The following is a 20,063-nucleotide window of genomic DNA, read 5'->3' as shown; positions in this document are numbered from 1 at the left end:
TCGCGAACTTCCCCGTATCAGATAAACCCATGTTCCGGGGCTCCATCACATTGATCGTGCTTGCATTGGGGATGCCGTCGCTTGCGGCGGCGGAGACCATGAGCTTTGGCGATTCGATCGGAAAGCTGGCGGCGAGCTGCGGCGCGGAAATCGTCGCCAATTGCCGCGGCGTCAACCCGGATTCGAACCGGCTGAAGGAGTGCCTGTCGCGCAACCGCGACGTGCTTTCACCGCAATGCACGAGCGACTATTTCGGCGTGTTCGACGCCATCCAGAAGCGCGTCGCCGCGCGCGTCACGGTGGCGAACGCCTGCCAGCGCGAGATCGTCAAGGTCTGCGGCGGCTCGACCAAGGAGACCAGCAAGTCGGTCCCCTGCCTGGTCTCGACGCCCAAGGGCATCAGCAACAACTGCCTGAAGGCCATCGACGACGCGGGGTATCGCTGATGCGCGCGACGGGGCTCGCCATCGCACGAACAGGCATCGCGCTGGGCTTCGTCCTGCTCGCGGGCACTGCCGGCGCGCAAACGGCTGCGCCGACCCGCGACGACATCGTCAGCAAGCTGAATCATTTCGAAGAGGCCGCCGAGGTCGATCTGCCCGCGCTGAAGCAGCAGGTGATGGAGCGCGCCAAGACCAGGATCAGGAACGATCCGGGACCCGTGAACCGGCCGCTGATCGCGCCCGACCTCGCCAAGCTGCCGGCCTTCAATGCGCAGATCCAGTTCGACACCGACACGCCGATCATCCAGCCGGCGTCCTACCAGACCGTCGGCCGGATCGCGGATGCACTGGTGCATGCCTCGCTGCTGCCCTACACGTTCCTGATCGTCGGCCACGTCGAATCCAATTCGAAGACGCGCGAGGCCAACGCGATCCTGAGCCAGCGGCGGGCAGACGCGATCCGCGACGTGCTGGTGAACACGTTCAAGATCTCGACCAAGCGGCTGCATCCGATCGGCCTCGGCGAGGAGCAATTTCTCGACCGGGCGAAGCCGACCTCGGCGGTCAACGGGCAGCTGCAGATCCTGACCTATGCCAAGCTGCCGGAGGAGCCGCGTCCGGCTGCGGCCCCTGCGCCTGCGGCGAAAAAACCCGCCAAGAAGCGCTGAGCGAACGCGGTTCCGCGGCGAGCGGAACCCTTTGTAGCGCTGGCGTTTTGCAGCCTGTCTCGGGGCGCATCAGCACGGCTTGGCGCGACAAAAAGCGCCGGTTTGTGCACCGTCGGGTCCGGTGCTATAGCCTCTGTTCGCCCTTCCTGACCCCGTGCAGCATGAGACCAAAATGGGTGGCTTTTTTCAGCGCCAACTTGCCGTTTACGTTGAGTACCATCGCGATCCCCGGAACACGGCGATGCATGTGGTCGGCATTTTGTTGCTGTTCACCGGCGCCGTGCTGCCTCTGACGCTGGTCAAGCTTCCGCTGTTCGGTTTCAACGTCAGCCTGGCGGTGATCCTGGCCTTGCCGGTATTGGTCTATTGGCTGCTGCTCGACATGTCGCTCGGGCTCGGCATTCTGGCCGTCTCCGTCGTGCTATTTTCGGTTGCGACGACGACCGCAGCGCAAGTCAGCACTGCGGCCATGTGGGCAATTTTCGCCACGCTGGTGGTGCTAGGCCTCGCCGCGCAGACCATCGGCCACAAGGTTTTCGAGGGCCGCGAGGCCTCCTTGTTCACTTTTCCTTCGCATCTTTTGCTTGGACCGATGTTCGTGATGGCAAAATTGTTCATTGCCTTGGGCTTCCGTCGCGACCTTGCCGCGATTCTGGCGCCTCTTCCGGCCAATTCCCTTTCGACCCGATAACTCCAAAAGCGAAACAGCAACCTTCTGCATGGCTCTCGTCCTGGTTACCGGTGGCAGTGGCTTCATCGGACATCATCTCGTCGAAGCGCTCCGCGCCCGCGGGCAGCGAGTCCGTGTTCTCGATGTCCGGGTGCCGGCCGCAGCGAATGCCGACGTTGAACACGTCCACGGCTCGGTGCTGGACGGCGCCGCGGTCGATGCTGCGATCGCCGGTGTCGATCAGGTCTATCACCTCGCCGGCCTGCCCGGCATGTGGGTCGCCAACAAGCAGGACTTTCACGACGTGAATTGCCGCGGCACCGAGATCGTGCTCACGGCTGCCATGAAGCGCGGTGTCTCGCGCTTCCTGCACTGCTCGACCGAATCGATCCTGTTCCCCTATTCCGACCTCAAGGGCGTTCCCGCCGAAGAGGCGCTGCAACCGGCCGATGCGATGCCCGGCGCCTATACGAGATCGAAGTCGCTCGCCGAGCATCATGCCGCAAAGGCAGCGGCCGCGGGCTTCCCGCTCGTGATCGGCACGCCGACCATGCCGATCGGCGCTGCCGACCACAATCTGACGCCGCCGACCGCGATGCTGTGGTACTTCCTCCAGAAGAAGGTGCAGCCGCATCTCGACTTCCTGGTCAACCTGGTCGACGTCCGCGACGTCGCGATGGGCCTCGTGCTGACCATGGAACGCGGCCGCCTCGGCCAGCGCTACATTCTCGGCGGCGATTGCGTTCCGCTCGGTCGCATCCTGCGCATGATGTCGGCGATGAGCGGCCGCCGGCAGTTTCCGGTCGTCGTGCCCGGCAAGATCGCCGAGCTCTCCGCGATCATGCTCGAATTCATCGCCGATCACGTCACGCGCCGGCCGCCCAACGGCACCGCCGAGGGCGTGCGCATCGCGCTCGCCGCGAGCGACCTCTCGATCGGCAAGGCGCGCACCGAGCTCGGCTATTCGCCGCGTCCGATCGAACCGGTCTTGCGCGAAACCATCACCCATCTGCTCGCCCGCAACGGCCAGCAGCCCTCCGGCGCCATCGAGCATCACGCGCTCTCCTCGCGCGCGAGCTGATCGCTCCGCCCAACGCAAAGAACCTTCATGTCCTTCGATTTCAGCAAGATTCTCTCTGTCGCCTGGAGTGGCTGGACCACGACTTGGCCGACCGAACTTCTGGCTCTGCTTTGGCTTGCCTTTCTCGCCAGCTGGGTCGGCGCCTCGTTCTGGCAGGGGCGGACCAAGAAGCAGGTCATGACGCTGGAGTCGCAGCGCTATCGGCTGCCGATCCTGGTCGGCGGCATCCTGTACACGCCGTGGGTTGCGGAGATCATGGGCTGGAAGCCGCTCTGGGTACTCGACAACACAGGCATCGCCGTCGCAGCGGTCCTCTCGGCCGCTGGCATTGCCTTCGCCTGGTGGGGCCGGCTGCATCTCGGGAAATTCTGGTCCAACACCATCACCCACAAGGAAGACCACCGCGTCATCGACACTGGTCCCTACGGCATCGTGCGCCACCCCATCTACACGGGGCTGATCTTCGGCATGCTGGTGACCGGCGTTGCGATCGGCTTGGTGACGACGATGCTCGGCGCGATCCTGATCTCGCTCGGCATGTGGCAGAAGGGCCGGATGGAAGAGGTGTTCCTGTCCAAGGAGCTCGGCGAAGACGCCTACGGCGCCTATTGCCGCCGCGTTCCGATGATCATTCCGTTCCTGTCGCCGCGGTGAGGGCTCACGCTCGTGTCCCGGACGCGCTGCAACGCCCTTAGCGTTGCGGCGCAGAGCCGGGACCCAACAGATTGCGAGGCATCGCATGGCGGTGAAATGGGCCCCGGCTCTGCAGCGCACCACGAAGACGCGCTGCGCTGCGTCCGGGGTACGAGCGCACGATCCGAGGCGCTGAGGAACCGCCGCTTCCTGCGCCCGTTACCCTCTCGACACCTGCTACCAGCCGCAGAGCATCGAGCCATGTCGGACGCCTACGATTATTTCCGCGCGCACGCGATTGCCGCCGTCCGCAAGGCGCGGGCGCTGCCGCCAGGGCGGACCAAGCAGAAGCAGCGCACGGTCGCGCGGGTGTATCATCTCTTGTCGAGAGAAGCCGCGCTGGCGCCAAACATCCAGCACCTGGATGACTTTCGCGCGGCACGGCGGCTGGAGCGGCAGATCGGCCGCTGATCTCCGGCGCAAACGCCGCGCCTGTCCCATGCAAATTCGATCGGCTGCCATTCCATGGGAATTGACCCCGGTGGTGCGCTGCGCAGGTTGACGTATGCCCCATCAGCCAGTTGGATGCGCGCGCACACAGGGGCTTCTCATGACGTTTTCCAGCATCTTCGCGCAGTTCGTCGCGTTCATCGGCGGCATCGCGCTGCAATGGCGAAAGCTGTCGGGCACGGAGCCAACACCTGCCTGGGGCGAGAAGCCGGCCATTCCCGAGGCGAAGCCGCAAGGCGCGATCCCGACCTTGAAGATGCCGACCGCGCGCGGCTGGCGCGAGGGCCAAAAGCCGACCGTCGCGCCCGGGCTCAAGGTCAATGCGTTCGCGACCGGCCTCGACCACCCGCGCTGGATCGAGGTGCTGCCCAATGGCGACGTGCTGATCGCGGAAGCAACGCAGATCGCGGGCCCCCCGCGCACCGTGTTCCACTATGCGATGCAGGCGACGATGCGGCGTGCCGCGGCGCTTGGCGTTTCCGCCAACCGCATCACGCTGCTGCGCGACAAGGACGGCGACGGCATCGCTGAAGTTCGCGGCGCCTTCATGGAGAACCTCAGCCAGCCCTTCGGCATGGCGCTGGTCGGCGACACCTTCTATGTCGGCAACACCGACGGCGTGATGGCCTTTCCCTACGCCGCGAACGCCGACCGCATCACCGCCCCGGGCAAGCGGCTCACCACGTTCAAGCCGGGCGGACACTGGACGCGCAGTCTTCTGGCAAGCCCCGACGGCAAGAAGCTCTATGCCGGCGTCGGCTCGCTCAGCAACATCGCCGAGATGGGCATGGAGGTCGAGGAAGGCCGCGCCGCGGTCTACGAGCTCGACCTCGTCGCCGGCGCGCATCGGATTTTTGGTGCCGGCCTGCGCAACCCGGTTGGATTGGCATGGGAGCCGAACACGAATGTGCTCTGGACCGTCGTCAATGAGCGCGACGGCCTCGGCGACGAGACCCCGCCGGATTATCTCACGTCGGTGCGCGACGGCGGCTTCTATGGCTGGCCCTATTGCTATTGGGGCAGGACGGTGGACGACCGCGTGCCGCAGGATCCGGCGATGGTCGCCAAGGCGATTCAGCCGGACTATGCGCTCGGCGGCCACACGGCTTCGCTCGGCCTGTGCTGGATGCCCGCGGGCACCCTGCCCGGCTTCGGAGACGGCATGGTGATCGGCCAGCACGGCTCGTGGAATCGCAGCAAGCTGTCCGGCTACAAGCTGGTGTTCATCCCGTTCGCGAACGGCAAGCCCTTCGGCCCCTCGCGCGACATCCTGTCGGGCTTCCTGTCCCCGGACGAGAAAGAATCCTACGGCCGCCCGGTCGGCGTCGCGATCGGTCCCGACAAGAAATCGCTGCTGATGGCCGACGACGTCGGCAACGTGATCTGGCGCGTGACGGGGGCGTAGGAGCTCACGTCCCCACGCACAGCGTGGCGCGCTGCTTGCGGAGCAGCGCGATCACCGATAGCGCCGTGATCAGGCCGGTCTTGGGATTCTCGGACGGGATGTTCTCGATGCCCATCGAGAAGCGCGCCGAATCCGCCTCGACCTCGATGCGGTGAACGTTGCGCGTCACGGTCGGGTCGGCCCAAACCTGGATTTGGGTGCGATCAGGCCCGATGCCTGCCAGCGACAGCGCAACAGCGACATTGACGTTGGCCGGAAAGCCCTTTGCGGCTTCGCGTGCGCTACCCTCGAACAGCTTCAGCGGCTCGCGCAGATTGTCGATGTCGATCCTGTTCTGAACGATGAATGGCGCGCCCTTCAGCCCGTCGATCGGCTTGCGCGTGACCATCTTCACCGAATGGATCGTGCCGATCGCGGCGGCGTTGACGGCGTCGAGGCCGATCAGCGCGCCGGTCGGCACGAGGATGCGGCCGCCATTGGCGCGGGCGAGATCGACGAGATCGAAATTGTCGAGCAGGCCACCGACGCTGACCACGACCGCAGCCTTGCCGCGCTTCACCGCCGGCTCGACGATCGCGCGCAGCTGGCTGCTCGGCGCGCATTCGACGACGAGGTCGGCGGCCTCGCCGAGCTGGTCGAGAGACAGAACCTGCGGCGGACGCTTCAGGCCGTCAAGGAAAGCCTGATGCTTGGCGGGATCACGCACAGCGACGGCGGACAGCGCCAGTCCTTCGATGCCGTGGTCGAGCGCGGTCGCGATCTTGGTGCCGATCGAGCCCAGCCCTGCAATGGCAACCCGCAACTCACTCTGGCCCCTCTGATCGGTCATCGCATCCCACTTTCCCACCGGATTGATGTCATAGCGTATCATTTTCGGTATAAGCCAGCGTCAATTGAATTGGCCCTGCGGCCGGCAAGGACTCGCTGCGGCCCGGACCGTGATTCTCGCCGCAATCTCACTGATACGGAGCACTCCCATGCGCACCCATTCGATCGCAGCCATCCCCGCCGACGGCATCGGGCCCGAGGTGATCTCGGCCGGTGTCCGCGTGCTGGAGGCTCTGGCAAAGCGCAGTGGCGATCTCGCCTTCAACGTCACCACGTTCGACTGGGGCTCGGACTATTACAGGAAGCACGGCGTGATGATGCCGGCCGACGGCCTCACCGAGCTGAAGAAGTTCGACGCGATCTATTTCGGCGCGGTCGGCGCCCCTGATGTGCCCGACCACATCACGCTGTGGGGCCTGCGGTTGCCGATCTGCCAGGGCTTCGACCAATACGCCAATGTACGGCCGACAAAAATCCTGCCGGGCGTCGCCTCGCCGCTGCGCAATGTCGGCGTCGGCGATCTCGACTGGGTGATCGTGCGCGAGAACTCGGAAGGCGAATATGCCGGCATGGGCGGCCGCGCCCACAAGGGCCTGCCGGAGGAGGTCGGCACGGAAGTGGCGGTTTTCACCCGCGTCGGCGTGACGCGGATCATGCGCTACGCATTCCAGCTCGCGCAGTCGCGTCCGCGCAAGCTGCTGACCGTCGTGACCAAGTCGAACGCGCAGCGCCATGGCATGGTGATGTGGGACGAGATCGCGGCGGAGGTTGCCGGTGAATTTCCCGACGTCAGTTGGGACAAGATGCTGGTCGACGCCATGACCGTGCGCATGACGCTGCATCCGAAGAGCCTCGACACCATCGTGGCGACCAACCTCCACGCCGACATCCTCTCCGATCTCGCCGGCGCGCTCGCCGGGAGCCTCGGCGTCGCGCCGACCGGCAACATCGATCCGCAGCGCCGCTTCCCCTCGATGTTCGAGCCCATCCACGGCTCGGCCTTCGACATCACCGGCAAGGGCATCGCCAACCCGGTCGCGACGTTCTGGACCGGCGCGCAGATGCTCGAGCATCTCGGCGAGAAGGATGCCGCCTCGAGGCTGATGGCGGCCGTCGAACGCGTCTGCGCGGCCGGCGTGCTGACGCCGGATGTCGGCGGCAAGGCGACGACGAAGGAGGTCACGGACGCCGTGATCGACGCGATCCACGGATCGAACGTCTAGTCTTATCGGATCGAGTGTGGCCAGGACTCGCTGCACCTCTCCCGCTTGCGCTTGCGGGGGAGGTCGACGCGCTCGGCAGCGCAATTGCGCGCCAGAGCGCGGCGGGTGGGGGCTCCCTCCTCTCGGGGGTTCTCGATCGTGGAGAGACCCCCTCCCCAACCCTCCCCCGCAAGCGGGAGAGGGAGCGCACGGCCTTCTGCGGCAAGATAACGGTCCCTACCTCCGCGCCGTCGGTACCGCCGGCGGCGTAGCCATCGCGGCGGTCGGCTCCGGCGGCGTCAGGTGACGCGGCACGATGATGGTTTGCCCCGGGGTGAGCTGCGCGTTCTCCGGCAATGAATTACTCTGCGCGAGCGTCCACAGCGGCACGCGATTGGCTGCGGCGATGCTCTCCATGGTGTCGCCGCGGCGCACCGGCACCCGCACGCCGCTGTCCCACAATTCGACCAGCGTGTCCGCCGGCACCAGATAGCGCAGCGGCACAGCATCGGCCTGGGCTTGCGGCGGGATGCGCGGGAGCTGCGTCACCATCTCGATGATCTGGCGGTGGATGTCGTCGGACTTCTCGATGTTGATGTGGCTGACGCGCGAATTTTCCTTCAGGTCATAGCTGGCATAATGGCCGCGAAAGCCGGGCACGGCCACGACATCGCCGCCGCCGAGCACGCTGTCGGACAGGAAGATGTTGATGAAGCGCTCGACGTTGAGCGGCACGTCGCCGGTCGCATGCGCAGGATCGATGACGATGACGAGACTGATCGGGATGTTCTCCTTGGCCGCCATCTCGGAGATGACGATCGAGCACAGGCCGCCCATGGAGTGGCCGATCAGCACGATCGGCGCCGGCGATTCCTTGTAGCTGGAGATGGCGCGATCGCCGATCCACCGGCAGATGGTGAATTCGTAGACGTTGGCCGAGAAGCCAGCCTTGGTCAGTTTCTCTTCGAGCCGATCCATGCCGGTCGAGAAGATCGGACCCATGGCGCCGCGGAACAGGTAGATTTTTGGCGGCGGCAATGGCTCGAACGGCGGAGGCGGCGGCGGCGCGGCGGGGGCGGCCGCGGTGGTCTTGGACTTGGCTGGTGCGGCAGCGGCCGTGCCGGCGCCGAAGGCGAGCAGCGCAATCGCTGCCAGCGCGATAATTCGCCTTGGATCAAGCATCAGTCCAGCAGTCCCACTACAGGAGGCAGAGCTCCCCCACCGCGCTTAGTGACCGCCGATTGGGTGGAATTTGGGGCACGGAACCGGGACCGTGACGCCCGCCGCGGCATCGTGGCATCATTGGAGTCAACCATCTAATTGAAGGGTGTCCATACCTCGGCTTCGCAGGCCTCGAGAATCACCGAAGTCTGGACACCCTTATAGGTGTCGTCGTCGAAAAAGACCGAATAGGCGGGGCGCCTGCCGGCTGATGGGCCACTCTGCCTCAGGCAGACGAAATACGATCCCGGCCCGTGGTCGGAATGGCGGACGGCGGATGTCTCCAATCCCCCGCTCAGCTTGGCTTCGGCAGCCGCTTTCGTGACGCCGTCTTTCACCGCCTTGGCACTGGGCGGCTGCGGAGGTTGATACGCCGGAGGAAGATCGACGCTCGACCCGCAGCCCGCCAGCAACAGTGTCAAGACCGCGGACAAGGCCGCCGCGCTCGATACGCGCCTCATCCCAGGGCCTCATCCCTGGGTCAGAAAGAGATAGAAGCAGCCCGCGACCGTGGGCAGGAACGCGACCACGGTCGCCATCCAGAAGCCGGATTCCAGGATCGAATCCTGGTCGTCCGTCTCGTCGGCCGAACGACGATCCGCGTCGGTTCGGCCCCACACCTCATCGGCCGTGAACAGGGGCGCGCTCGTCGCGCACACACGCGCATCGGCGCGCGCTGCATCTTGGCGCAAGGGACGGATCGTTGCTTGGGTCATGTCATCTACTCTGGTCGGCCACGAAAGTTGTTGAAGTCGGGCGCGACGGCAACCGCATCCGGATCATTGCGTGAGCGTCTGCTCTGAATTCGCCTGGGTTGCCGGGGCCGGATTCCCGGCCGGGGATGCTGTCCATCGGAGGCAGCGAACGCGCATGGTCCCGCTCAGCCCCGAACCATTTACCAGAGAGATCACTCTATGAATTATTCCCAGCGGTTGCCGCCCGTCAACATAAATAGACGGAACTCTCTAATTTTGATTTTCTCGTGACGGACCGGCATGCTAAATCGGGCCCTCACGAAAAGGAGAACGGTCCTTGAGGAAGGTGGACCCCGTCAAGCATGAGCGGAAGCGCCGGGAGATCCTCGACGCGGCGATCTGCTGCTTCACCAGGGACGGCTTCCGCGGCGCCAGCACGACCGACATCTGCACCGAGGCCGGGATCAGTCCGGGGCACCTCTATCACTACTTTCCAAGCAAGATCGCGATCATCGAGGCGATGATCGATTTGGGTCTGTGCCGTTCGGCGGAGCGTTTCGAAAAGATTCTCACGGCCGCGGACGTGATCGAGGCGCTGCTCGCCGACATCGAGGAAACCAGCCTGCGGTTTCGTCCTGCCCAGATCCTCAATCTGGATGGCCTCGCGGAGGCCGCACGCAATCCGGAATTCGCCAAGATCATCGAACGGCACACCGAAGCGGTTCGCCGCATGTGGACCGACTTCCTGCGCCAGGCGCAAAGCCAGGGGCGGGTGGATCCGGGACTGGACCCGGAAGCCACGGCGAACATCCTGATCGCGATCATCGACGGATCGCGCGCAATGCCGATCCGCAATCCGAAGCTGGATATCAAGCAGAGCACTGCGCATCTGAAGACGATGCTCATCCGCTTCCTGAGCCCGCCCGAAGCCGGGAGCGCCGCGAGCAAGCCCCGCGATCAAAGGGCCAGCCGTCCCCTCACGCTGGTCAGGAAGCGATAGGGCGTCCGCTTCTGATAAGCCCTCTATCCCGCCTTCCAGGACTATTTCTGCAAGCACACGCCGCCGTTCCCTGCGGTCTGGGCAAGAACGATCCGTTCTTCCCGACCGCGCTGTTCCCGCGATCGCCGAAGGGTGGCTGCGCGACGAGTCCGTCGCGCAAGGAAGCTCAGTTCCTGGCGGGAGCGGCGGCCGCCGCCGAGCGTGCCCGTCGCGGCGTACCGGGTTCGGCGACCGGCGCGGCCGGTGCGCGCGACCGCATGATGGCGGCATCGATCTCGGCAATGACACGACGCTGGATCGCCTCGTTCTTGTCGATCGAGATGTGGCCGACGCCGGTGCCGCGGACGTCGACATTGTCAAGCTTGCCGCGAAAACCCGCTGCGGCCCGCACCGGCTCGCCGGGACCATCGCCGATATAGATGTTGATGTAACGCTCCGCGCCGGTCGAGAGCTTTGTCTTGAACACGGAATCGAGGCCGATCGCGAGCTTCACGGGCACGCCGAGCTGATTGAGCTTGGCGATCATGTCCGGCAGCGCCGTCGCGCCGGAGGAATGGCCGACCAGGACGATGGTCTTGAGCCGGCCGGCCCTGTAGGCGGCCGCCGCTTCATCTGCGAGCGAGGACCAGGACACGAAGTTGGCGACGGTCACCGGGATGCCCTGCGCCTGGAGCCGGGCGCCGATCGTGTCGAGCCCGAGCGAGAAAATGTTGAGCACGCCACGGAGCAGGTAGACATGCGTGGTTGCCACAGCAGCCTGGCTCGGCGCGGCCTTGACGGTGGTCGGGCTGATGGCAACAGCTGACAGCAGGAGCAGGCCCATCGCCCACACACGCAGTGTGGACAATTGGCGGGCGCCGGCGGTGTGACGGCCGTTCGGTCTCATCGATTTTTTCCCTGGAGACAATACGCTTGGCGATTGGCCGGAATCGTAGCCACGGCCCGCTCGCAGACGCAACAAAGAGACGCGTGAGCGACAATCTTCGCAGCAAGCCGTGGCCATCGCGCAACACCTGCCCGGAACATGCCATTGAACGGCCTGTTTTGAGACCATTTTCCTCCGGGGAATTGCGGGCCGATGACTGCGTTCCTATTTCAGGGCTCCGCCGACCCGCCTTTCCGAGTGGGTTCGACGTTCCCCTTTCCCTCCCCAGCCCGCCGGCCATCATGTCTTCCATCATTTCCGTCGCCAATCTGTCGAAGACCTATGGGTCCGGCTTCAAGGCGCTCAAGAACGTCAATCTCGACATCAAACGTGGCGAGATTTTTGCGCTGCTCGGCCCCAACGGGGCCGGCAAGACCACGCTGATTTCGATCATCTGCGGCATCGCCAACCCGAGCCAAGGCAAGGTCTTGGTGGGCGGCGAGGACATCCAGACCTCCTACCGCAAGGCGCGCTCGCTGATCGGCCTCGTGCCGCAGGAATTGCACACCGACGCCTTCGAGAGCGTGTGGGCGACCGTGAGCTTCTCCCGCGGCCTGTTCGGCAAACCGAAGAACCCCGAACATATCGAGAAGGTGCTGAAGGACCTCTCGCTGTGGGACAAGAAGGACAACAAGATCATCACGCTCTCCGGCGGCATGAAGCGTCGCGTGATGATCGCCAAAGCGCTGTCGCACGAGCCGCAGATCCTGTTCCTGGACGAGCCCACCGCCGGCGTCGACGTCGAGCTGCGCAAGGGCATGTGGGAGGTGGTGCGCGGGCTTCAACAGTCCGGCGTCACCATCATCCTCACCACCCACTACATCGAGGAAGCCGAGGAGATGGCCGACCGCATCGGCGTCATCAACAAGGGCGAGATCGTGCTGATCGAGGACAAGACAACCTTGATGCAGAAGCTCGGCAAGAAGCGCCTGACGCTGCATCTGCAGGGCAAGATCGCCTCGCTGCCGGAGAGCCTTCGCCATTACGAGCTCGAACTCTGCGATAGCGGCGCGACGCTGGTCTACGACTACGACACCAAGGGCGAGCGCACCGGCATCACCAGCCTGCTCGGCGATCTCCGCGCCGCCGGCATCCGCTTCAACGACCTCGACACGACGCAATCGTCGCTCGAGGACATCTTCGTCGACCTCGTGAGGACGTCATGAACCACCGCGCCATCCGCGCCATCTATCTGTTTGAAATGGCGCGCACCTGGCGCACGCTGCTGCAAAGCATCGTCTCGCCGGTGGTCTCGACCTCGCTCTATTTCGTGGTGTTCGGCGCCGCGATCGGCTCGCGCATCAGCCAGGTCGAGGGCGTCAGCTACGGCACCTTCATCGTGCCGGGCCTGATCATGCTCTCGGTGCTGACCCAGAGCATCGCCAACGCCTCCTTCGGCATCTACTTCCCGAAATTCACCGGCACGATCTACGAAATCCTGTCGGCGCCGATCTCCTATTTCGAGATCGTGCTCGGCTATGTCGGCGCCGCCGCGACCAAGTCGATCATCCTGGGCCTCATCATCCTGGCGACGGCCGGCCTGTTCGTGCCGCTGCACATCCAGCACCCGGTCTGGATGCTGACCTTCCTGGTGCTGACCGCGGTGACGTTCAGCCTGTTCGGCTTCATCATCGGCATCTGGGCCGACGGCTTCGAAAAGCTGCAGATGATCCCGATGCTGGTGGTGACGCCGCTGACCTTCCTCGGCGGCAGCTTCTATTCCATCGACATGCTGCCGCCGACCTGGCGCACGGTCGCGCTGCTCAATCCGGTCGTCTATCTGATCTCCGGATTCCGCTGGAGCTTCTACGAGATCGCAGACGTCAGCATGGCCGTCAGCATCGGTATGACGCTGGCGTTCCTGGTGATCTGCCTGGTCGTGATCTGGTGGATTTTCCGCACCGGATACCGGCTGAAGAACTGATTGCCGCCGTCATTCCGGGGTGCGCTTAGCGCGAGCCCGGAATCCCTCGTGCGGCAGAGTTCGTGGACAAATGGATTCCGGGCTCGCCCTTCGGGCGCCCCGGAATGACTACGGTCGACTCACCGATAACAACGGAAACGGTGATGGCTGTCGTAATATCCGCGACAGCGGTGCCGGTAATGGCGGTGGGGAACGCCGAGCACGCCCTCGACTGCACCGACAGCCCCGCCAACGCCGGCACCGACGACACCGCCGACCGCGCCGCCCACGGGCCCGGCGATGCGGTTGCCTTCATAAGAGCCCTCCTGTGCGCCGCGCACGATGCCCTGGGCATGACTGACTTGCGGCAACGACGATAGCGCCAGCAGGATGGCGGCGGCGAACAGCAGGCGGACGGGCAGACTGGCCGGCAATGGCGCAGCGGCGAGACGGGCTTTGTTCATTTTCGGGTCCCCAGGGAAGGTAAAGAGGTAAACGGCGGCAAACGTGCCGCCTGCCGAGAGAGGCCATCACCAACGCGCCGCGCGGCGGAATGGTTGCGCGCCTTTGTGACGAATTGTCGGTGTTGTGAACGCGCCTCCGCTCGCGAAAATGTCAGCGCTGCCGCGCGTGGCGCGGCACGAAGCGGCCTTGCTTAGATCAGGCATCGCGTTAACGATGGGCCGGCAGCTCGCTGGAACGAAAGCCGGATTGCAGGCATATTGCACGCCGGGGACGGAGAGCCGCGGCGCCTAGCGTGAACAGGCCGGAGGCCGAGATTGATATGCGTTTCCAGATGCGTTCGTTTTTCATTGCTTTCACCTCATCGCTGCTGTTGAGCGCGGGCGCCGCGCAGGCCAAGGTCGAGATCACCGTCGACAAGGACAACCAGCAGATGACCGTCGCCGTCGACGGCGTGGCGCGCTATCACTGGCCGGTGTCGACCGGCATCCCCTCGCGCGAGACGCCGAACGGCGCGTTCCGCGCCTTCCGCATGGAAGAGGATCACTACTCCAAGGAATTCGACGATGCGCCGATGCCGCACGCGATCTTCTTCACCAAGGTCGGGCACGCCATCCACGGCACGGACTCGGTCGGCCGGCTCGGCTCGCCCGCCTCCCATGGCTGCGTGCGGCTGTCGCGCCAGAATGCCTCGACGCTCTATGCGCTGGTTCAGCAGCAGGGCGTGCTCAATACCACGGTGACGCTGACCGGCTCGGCGCAGGTGGCGCTGGCCCGCAATCCGCGCGGCCGCAACGCCAATGCGGTGGCCCGTGCACCGCAGCCGGCTGAGGAGCAATACGCGACCGCCGGTGACCCCGTGAACCTGGCGCCGCCGGCGCAGCCCGCGCGCCGCTACATGCCGCAGGACGACAACTACATCTATCCGGCCGACGGCAGCGACACCGGCGCGCGCTATCCGGCGCCGCGCTCGGCCACCCGCCCGCTCTACGACACGCAGGTCTATCAGCAGCAGCCACGGACGTATTACGACCAGGGCTACGGCCAGCAGGGCTACTACTATCAGCCGCAGCCGCGGCAGTATTATCAGCCGCGCGGCTATTACTATCAGAACTGACGCGACCGCCATCAGCCGCCCTCGCCGGCCGAGGCACCATGAAGCCACGTGCCACGACCATTCTGATCGTGCTCTGCGCTCTGATGGCGGGACGGGCCATGGGATCTGATGTGGCCTTCGATCTCGAGGCGCATCGCGGCGGGCGGGCGCTGTTGCCGGAGAACACCCTGCCCGCCTTCGCCAATGCGCTGTCGATGGGCGTGGACACGCTGGAACTCGACGTCGGTGTCACCGCCGACGGCGAAGTCATCCTGTCGCATGAGCGCGGGCTCAATCCCGATCTCGCACGGAGGCCCGATGGAGCCTACATCGCTCCGCCCGGCACGCCTTTCGTGAAGCTGCGGCTCGACGAGGTCAGGACCTATGACGTCGGCCAGATCCGGCCGGACAGTGCCTACGCAAGACAATTCCCCGACCAGCGTGCGCTGCCGGGGACGCGCATTCCCACCTTGAGGGAGCTGTTCGCGCTGGTGCGCAAGTCCGGCAACACGCAGGTGCGCTTCAACATCGAGACCAAGATCGATCCGAACCGTCCGGATGAAGCGCTTGATCCGCAGTCCTTCGTCGCGAAGCTGCTCGGAGTGATCGAGGCCGAAAAACTCTCCGACCGCGTCACGATTCAGTCGTTCGACTGGCGAACCCTGCTTCTCGTCCAGCAGCAGGCGCCGAAGATTCCGACCGTGTACCTGACGCTCCAGCGCGGCTCGAGCCCGACGGTGGCACGCGACAAGGCGACCAACTGGACGGCGGGTTTCAACCCGGCCGATCACGGCGGCTCGCTGCCACGGACGGTCAAGGCGGCGGGCGGCGCGATCTGGTCGCCTTACTTCGGCGATGTGACCGCGTCACTGGTCGCCGAGGCCCACGAACTCGGATTGCGTGTCGTGGTCTGGACGGTCAACAAGCCCGAAGACATGGCGCGCATGATCGAGCTCGGCGTCGATGGGATCATCTCGGACAGGCCGGACCTGTTGCGCCAGATCGCCGGCGGGAAGGGGATCGCGCTGCCGGCAGGGACGCCGGTAGCGCCTTAGGACCGGTCTCGTGTCCCGGACGCGGCGCGGCATGAAATGACGCGACGCAGAGCCAGGACCCAGAATTGTGGGCCCCGGCTCTGCAGCGCACCGCTGAAGATGCGCTGCGTCCGGGGCACGAGACCATTCGTGGCGCGCCCCCTACTCCCCGTCCCGCAAACGCCGATACAGCGCGCCCATGATATTCGAATAGTCGTCGGTCCAGACCCTCACCCTGTCGTCGGCCTCGGTCTGTACCCATTGCTTGGAGGATGCGAGCCTGCCGATGTCGGCCTCCTCGCGCGCGGAGATGACGACGTCGGTCGAGAAGATGTAGTCGGAATCGCGCCCGGAATCCTCGTTGAAGACCCAGCTCGTGAGATCGTTGGCATCCGCAATGCCGACAACGACCGTCTCGAGATCCAGATGCCGGTTAGAGACGTGCATCACCACCGCGCCGTGGGGCGCGAGCTTGTCCTTGTAGATCTTCATCGCCTCTTCGGTGGCGAGATGAATCGGGATCGCATCGGACGAATAGGCATCGACGATGATGAGATCGTAAGCGCCATCGGGCTCCTTCGCGAAGGTGAGGCGCGCATCGCCGATCACGGGCTTCATGTCCGGCATGCAGCTCGAGATATAGCGGAAATTCCTGGGGTCACGCGCCGCGTCGACCATGGACTGGTCGATCTCGAAAAAGGTCCAGCTCTCCCCCGGCTCGGCTGCGCAGGCGAGCGTGCCGGAGCCGACGCCGATCGCGGCGACCTTGAGCGGCGTGCCCTTGCGCTCGCGGATGGCGCTGACGGCCTGACCGATGCCGCCGTCCTTGTGATAATAGGTGATCGGCTCGGGCCGGCCGATGACCGGCGTGCCGTCATTGTTGCGGAAGCGCTCGGCGCCATGAATGGTGGTGCCGTGCATCAGCACATGGAAATAGCCGCCCGGCGTCACCACGATCTTGTGCACGCCGAAGAAGCTGCGCACCGTCGTGACGCGGCCCTCGTCCGCGGGATAAACACGGATCAACGCCAGCGCGAGCGCGACGGTGGCAAAGATCTTCCAGCGGCCGGCATTGAGGATCAGCGCGAGCAGCGCGGCGAGCACGCCGACGGCGCCGGCGACCCAGACGCGGTGATCCTCGAACCAGGTCGAGAGGTCGCCAGTCATATATGACGGCGCAATGAGCGCCACCGCGAGCGCGGCGAGCGCCAGCCAGTACCATTTGACGATGCCGGCGAGACGTTCGTTCGCGGAGGGGCGGCACAGCGCGGCAAACGCGATCAGGATCGGATATTCGGCGATCCATGAGAAGGTGAATGGAGCAACGAGCCCCGCGAACAGGCCGCCGACCATGCCGCCGAACGACAGCGCGACGTAGAAGCCGGTGAGATATCTGGCGGCCGGCCGCGTCCGCGCCAGTTCGCCGTGGCAGGCCATGGCAATGACGAAGAAGCACAATTGATGGCCGCCGAGCGTCAGCAGCAGATTCTGCTCGCCGCCGAACGCCAGCAGCACCACGACGCCAGCGATGGCGACCGGCTGGAGCATCAGCATCCATTTGTGCGGCAGCAGCGGACGCGACTGGAACACGACGACCCAGGTCAGCAGATACAGCGACAGCGGCAGCACCCACAGCAGCGGCGCCGCGGCGACGTCGGTGGAGATGTGTGCGGTCACCGCGATGAGCAGGCCGGACGGCACCGCGGCCAGGAAGATCCAGCGCAGCCGCGTGACAAGCCCGGGCGCCGATGCGTTCACCTCCTCGTCTCGCGCGTCGACGACTGCCAGCCTCGGCGAACGCAACAACAGCACGCCGCAGGCGGCGATGAGAAGGATCAACAGGCCATAGCCTGCCGTCCAGAACCGGTTCTGCAGGTGCAGCGTGAACATCGGCTCCAGCAGGAACGGATAGGACAACAGTGCGAGGAAGCTGCCGATGTTGGAGGAGGCATAGAGGAAATAGGGATCATGCCCGGCGGGGTGGCCGGAGCGGACGAACCAGGCCTGCAGCAGCGGATTGTTGGCGGCGAGCGCGAAGAACGGCAGCCCGATCGAGACCGCGAACAGGCCGAGCAGCCAGAACGCATAGCCGGAAGCAGGCGGCTCGCCATAGGCGGAGGCGATGCCGAGCGGCAGCGTGGCGAAGGACGCGATCAGCAGCACCAGATGCACCGCGACCGGAACGATACGGCTTTTGGCCTGCATCAGCAGATGCGCATAGGCGTAGCCCGCGAGCAGCAGCGACTGGAAGAACACCATGGCCACCGACCACACCGCCGGCGAGCCGCCGAGCCGCGGCAGCACCATCTTCGTGAACAGCGGCTGCACCGAGAACAGCAGCAGCGCGCTGACGAAGATCGCAGCCGTGTAGACGGCCAGCAGCAGCCGGTTGCGCGACGACGAAGGCTGCTCCGTGGCGGCGGGTTGCACGATGGAATCCATGGATGCTCCGGCAAGACTCCGGCGGGCGCCGGACGCGCGCAATGGAGCACAAGGCGCCTGATCGGGCAATAAAGGGGGCGCGTGATGTTGCAGCGTGAATTGCTTGATATAGAGATGTCATTCCGGGGCGATGCGGAGCATCGAACCCGGAACCTCGAGATTCCGGGTTCTCGCTTCGCGAGCCCCGGAATGACGGTAGACTGGGCCTTGCATCTTCATGAGCGAAACGGACATCGTCATCATCGGCGCTGGCCACAACGGCCTCACCTGCGCGGCCTATCTCGCGATGGCGGGTCTGCGCGTGCGCGTGGTCGAACGGCGCAAGGTGGTCGGCGGGGCGGCGGTGACGGAGGAGTTTCACCCCGGCTTCCGCAATTCGGTCGCAGCCTACACCGTGAGCCTGCTCAATCCGCGGGTGATCCGTGACCTCAAGCTCGCCGAACACGGCCTGCGGATCGTCGAACGGCGCGCGCAGAATTTTCTGCCCGCGCCAGATGGCAGCTATCTCCTCACCGGCGAGGGGCGGACGAAAGCGTCAGTCGCCCGTCTCAGCGCGCATGATGCGGAAGCCCTCGACGGCTTCTCGCGCGAGCTGGAAGACATCGCCGACGTGCTCAGGCAGTTCGTGCTGCGCGCGCCGCCGAACCTGCTCGACGGATTCGGCACGAACGCGATCCGCGAGGCCGTGAACGCGCTCCAGAGCGCCAACATCCTGCGCGGCCTCACGCTGGAGCAGAGCCGCAGCCTGCTCGATCTCTTCACCCGTTCCGCCGGCGAGATGCTGGACGAACGTTTCGAACATGAACTGGTCAAGGCGCTGTTCGGCTTCGACGCCATCGTCGGCAATTATGCCAGCCCCTATGCGGCCGGCTCGGCCTATGTGATGCTGCATCACGCCTTCGGCGAGGTAAACGGCAAGAAGGGCGTCTGGGGCCACGCCATCGGCGGCATGGGCGCGATCACGCAGGCGATGGCGCGCGCGGCCCGCGACCACGGCGTTGTCATCGAAACCGATGCCGGCGTCCGCGAGATCATCGTCGAGCGCGACCGCGCCGTCGGCGTCGTGCTGGAGAACGGCTCGGCCATCCGCGCAAGATATGTCGCGGCCAACGTCAATCCGAAGCTGCTCTACACGCAACTGATCGCGGCCGACGCTCTCCCTGCGGACTTCCTCGCCCGCATCCGGCACTGGAAGAACGGCTCCGGCACCTTCCGCATGAACGTGGCGCTGGACCGCCTGCCGTCCTTCACGGCGCTGCCGGGCGAGGGCGATCATCTCTCTTCCGGCATCATCCTGGCGCCGAGCCTTGGCTACATGGACCGCGCCTTTCTCGATGCGCGAGCGGAGGGCTGGAGCCGCGAACCCGTCGTCGAGATGCTGATTCCCTCGACGCTCGACGACACGCTGGCGCCGGCCGGCAAGCATGTCGCGAGCCTGTTCTGCCAGCATGTCGCCCCCGCGCTTCCCGATGGAACGTCGTGGGACGATCATCGCGAAGAGGTCGCCGATCTCATGATCGCGACGGTGGACAAATACGCGCCCGGCTTTGCGGCGAGCGTGCTCGGCCGCCAGATCCTGTCCCCGCTCGATCTCGAACGGCAGTTCGGACTGTTGGGAGGCGACATCTTCCACGGCGCTCTGACGCTGAACCAGCTGTTCTCGGCGCGGCCGATGCTTGGCCATGCCGATTATCGCGGCCCGCTGAAGGGCCTGTACCATTGCGGCTCCGGCGCCCATCCCGGCGGCGGCGTCACCGGAGCCCCCGGCCACAACGCGGCGCAGGCGATCCTGCGGGATCACCGGTCGCTGTTCGGAAGCCGTGGATAGGTCTGTGGATTGCTTGT

21 protein-coding genes are annotated in these 20,063 nt (G+C 65.3%); 14 read left to right on the top strand and 7 right to left on the bottom strand.

All coding sequences use genetic code 11. The features are described 5' to 3' along the window. Positions 1-29 precede the first annotated feature (29 nt). The 7 genes from EDE08_RS16055 (at position 30) to EDE08_RS16025 (ending at position 5,410) form a co-directional block, all read left to right on the top strand. Positions 30-446 carry a hypothetical protein gene (locus tag EDE08_RS16055; protein ID WP_061877602.1) on the top strand — a complete coding sequence of 139 codons (417 nt, stop codon included), beginning with the start codon at positions 30-32 and terminating at the stop codon, positions 444-446. Further along, complete coding sequence (locus EDE08_RS16050) at positions 446-1,111, top strand: OmpA family protein (RefSeq protein WP_131869764.1); 666 nt, start codon at positions 446-448, stop codon at positions 1,109-1,111. Before EDE08_RS16055 ends, EDE08_RS16050 begins: the two co-directional genes overlap by 1 nt. A 172-nt stretch (positions 1,112-1,283) precedes the next feature. Continuing rightward, positions 1,284-1,802, top strand: a complete 519-nt coding sequence (locus tag EDE08_RS16045) for an Mpo1 family 2-hydroxy fatty acid dioxygenase (RefSeq protein WP_165935973.1) — start codon at positions 1,284-1,286, stop codon at positions 1,800-1,802. A gap of 28 nt (positions 1,803-1,830) precedes the next feature. Continuing rightward, positions 1,831-2,862: an NAD-dependent epimerase/dehydratase family protein gene (locus EDE08_RS16040; protein ID WP_131869762.1), complete on the top strand. Its 1,032-nt coding sequence runs from the start codon at positions 1,831-1,833 to the stop codon at positions 2,860-2,862. 27 nt (positions 2,863-2,889) lie between these two features. Further along, positions 2,890-3,516, top strand: a complete 627-nt coding sequence (locus EDE08_RS16035; protein WP_131869761.1) for a methyltransferase family protein — start codon at positions 2,890-2,892, stop codon at positions 3,514-3,516. 240 nt (positions 3,517-3,756) lie between these two features. Beyond that, on the top strand, positions 3,757-3,966 hold the full coding sequence (locus EDE08_RS16030; protein WP_131869760.1) for a hypothetical protein: 210 nt from the start codon (positions 3,757-3,759) through the stop codon (positions 3,964-3,966). Between the two features lie 139 nt (positions 3,967-4,105). Next, positions 4,106-5,410, top strand: coding sequence for a PQQ-dependent sugar dehydrogenase (locus EDE08_RS16025; RefSeq protein ID WP_131869759.1), 1,305 nt, complete (start codon positions 4,106-4,108; stop codon positions 5,408-5,410). Positions 5,411-5,414: 4 nt separating this feature from the next. Here EDE08_RS16025 and EDE08_RS16020 read toward each other — a convergent pair whose 3' ends face one another. Next, on the bottom strand, positions 5,415-6,239 hold the full coding sequence (locus EDE08_RS16020; protein WP_131869758.1) for an aspartate dehydrogenase: 825 nt from the start codon (positions 6,237-6,239) through the stop codon (positions 5,415-5,417). A 148-nt stretch (positions 6,240-6,387) separates the two neighbouring features. On the opposite strand from EDE08_RS16020, the gene EDE08_RS16015 reads away from it, so the two are divergent. Then, positions 6,388-7,461: a tartrate dehydrogenase gene (locus EDE08_RS16015; RefSeq protein ID WP_131869757.1), complete on the top strand. Its 1,074-nt coding sequence runs from the start codon at positions 6,388-6,390 to the stop codon at positions 7,459-7,461. A gap of 216 nt (positions 7,462-7,677) precedes the next feature. Here the strand turns inward: EDE08_RS16015 and EDE08_RS16010 are convergent, their stop codons facing one another. The 3 genes from EDE08_RS16010 to EDE08_RS16000 all read right to left on the bottom strand — a co-directional run bounded on the left by EDE08_RS16010 (position 7,678) and on the right by EDE08_RS16000 (position 9,377). After that, positions 7,678-8,622: a LysM peptidoglycan-binding domain-containing protein gene (locus tag EDE08_RS16010; protein WP_131869756.1), complete on the bottom strand. Its 945-nt coding sequence runs from the start codon at positions 8,620-8,622 to the stop codon at positions 7,678-7,680. A gap of 134 nt (positions 8,623-8,756) precedes the next feature. Next, positions 8,757-9,122 (bottom strand): hypothetical protein, encoded by a 366-nt coding sequence (locus EDE08_RS16005; protein WP_131869755.1) that lies wholly within the window; start codon positions 9,120-9,122, stop codon positions 8,757-8,759. Positions 9,123-9,131: 9 nt separating this feature from the next. Further along, a complete protein-coding gene (locus EDE08_RS16000; RefSeq protein WP_131869754.1) occupies positions 9,132-9,377 on the bottom strand; it encodes a hypothetical protein in 246 nt (81 codons plus the stop codon). 316 nt (positions 9,378-9,693) lie between these two features. On the opposite strand from EDE08_RS16000, the gene EDE08_RS15995 reads away from it, so the two are divergent. Continuing rightward, complete coding sequence (locus EDE08_RS15995) at positions 9,694-10,356, top strand: TetR/AcrR family transcriptional regulator (protein WP_131869753.1); 663 nt, start codon at positions 9,694-9,696, stop codon at positions 10,354-10,356. Positions 10,357-10,522: 166 nt separating this feature from the next. Here EDE08_RS15995 and EDE08_RS15985 read toward each other — a convergent pair whose 3' ends face one another. Next, positions 10,523-11,242 (bottom strand): hypothetical protein, encoded by a 720-nt coding sequence (locus EDE08_RS15985; RefSeq protein ID WP_131869752.1) that lies wholly within the window; start codon positions 11,240-11,242, stop codon positions 10,523-10,525. Positions 11,243-11,523: 281 nt separating this feature from the next. Here EDE08_RS15985 and EDE08_RS15980 point away from each other — a divergent pair, with 281 nt between their 5' ends. Together EDE08_RS15980 and EDE08_RS15975 are read left to right on the top strand one after the other, a co-directional pair. Further along, entirely contained in the window at positions 11,524-12,447 is a 924-nt protein-coding gene (locus EDE08_RS15980; RefSeq protein ID WP_131869751.1) for an ABC transporter ATP-binding protein, read from the top strand. Continuing rightward, positions 12,444-13,205 carry an ABC transporter permease gene (locus EDE08_RS15975; protein ID WP_131869750.1) on the top strand — a complete coding sequence of 254 codons (762 nt, stop codon included), beginning with the start codon at positions 12,444-12,446 and terminating at the stop codon, positions 13,203-13,205. Before EDE08_RS15980 ends, EDE08_RS15975 begins: the two co-directional genes overlap by 4 nt. Before the next feature lie 119 nt (positions 13,206-13,324). Here EDE08_RS15975 and EDE08_RS15970 read toward each other — a convergent pair whose 3' ends face one another. Then, on the bottom strand, positions 13,325-13,648 hold the full coding sequence (locus EDE08_RS15970) for a hypothetical protein (protein WP_131869749.1): 324 nt from the start codon (positions 13,646-13,648) through the stop codon (positions 13,325-13,327). Between the two features lie 320 nt (positions 13,649-13,968). Here EDE08_RS15970 and EDE08_RS15960 point away from each other — a divergent pair, with 320 nt between their 5' ends. Together EDE08_RS15960 and EDE08_RS15955 are read left to right on the top strand one after the other, a co-directional pair. Further along, the gene (locus EDE08_RS15960) at positions 13,969-14,763 is read left to right on the top strand and encodes a L,D-transpeptidase (protein WP_207913008.1); all 795 of its coding nucleotides are present in this window, start codon (positions 13,969-13,971) and stop codon (positions 14,761-14,763) included. Positions 14,764-14,801: 38 nt separating this feature from the next. Beyond that, a complete protein-coding gene (locus EDE08_RS15955) occupies positions 14,802-15,797 on the top strand; it encodes a glycerophosphodiester phosphodiesterase (protein ID WP_131869746.1) in 996 nt (331 codons plus the stop codon). 141 nt (positions 15,798-15,938) lie between these two features. Here the strand turns inward: EDE08_RS15955 and EDE08_RS15950 are convergent, their stop codons facing one another. Then, positions 15,939-18,218 carry a fused MFS/spermidine synthase gene (locus EDE08_RS15950; RefSeq protein ID WP_131869745.1) on the bottom strand — a complete coding sequence of 760 codons (2,280 nt, stop codon included), beginning with the start codon at positions 18,216-18,218 and terminating at the stop codon, positions 15,939-15,941. Positions 18,219-18,435: 217 nt separating this feature from the next. On the opposite strand from EDE08_RS15950, the gene EDE08_RS15945 reads away from it, so the two are divergent. Continuing rightward, positions 18,436-20,046: a phytoene desaturase family protein gene (locus tag EDE08_RS15945; RefSeq protein ID WP_131869744.1), complete on the top strand. Its 1,611-nt coding sequence runs from the start codon at positions 18,436-18,438 to the stop codon at positions 20,044-20,046. Positions 20,047-20,063 lie beyond the last annotated feature (17 nt).

Origin of the sequence: Bradyrhizobium sp. R2.2-H, from assembly GCF_004346455.1 — a bacterium.
GTDB lineage: Bacteria > Pseudomonadota > Alphaproteobacteria > Rhizobiales > Xanthobacteraceae > Bradyrhizobium > Bradyrhizobium diversitatis.
Note: the sequence above shows the minus strand (reverse complement) of the source record. Positions and strands in the feature narration are given on the sequence as shown.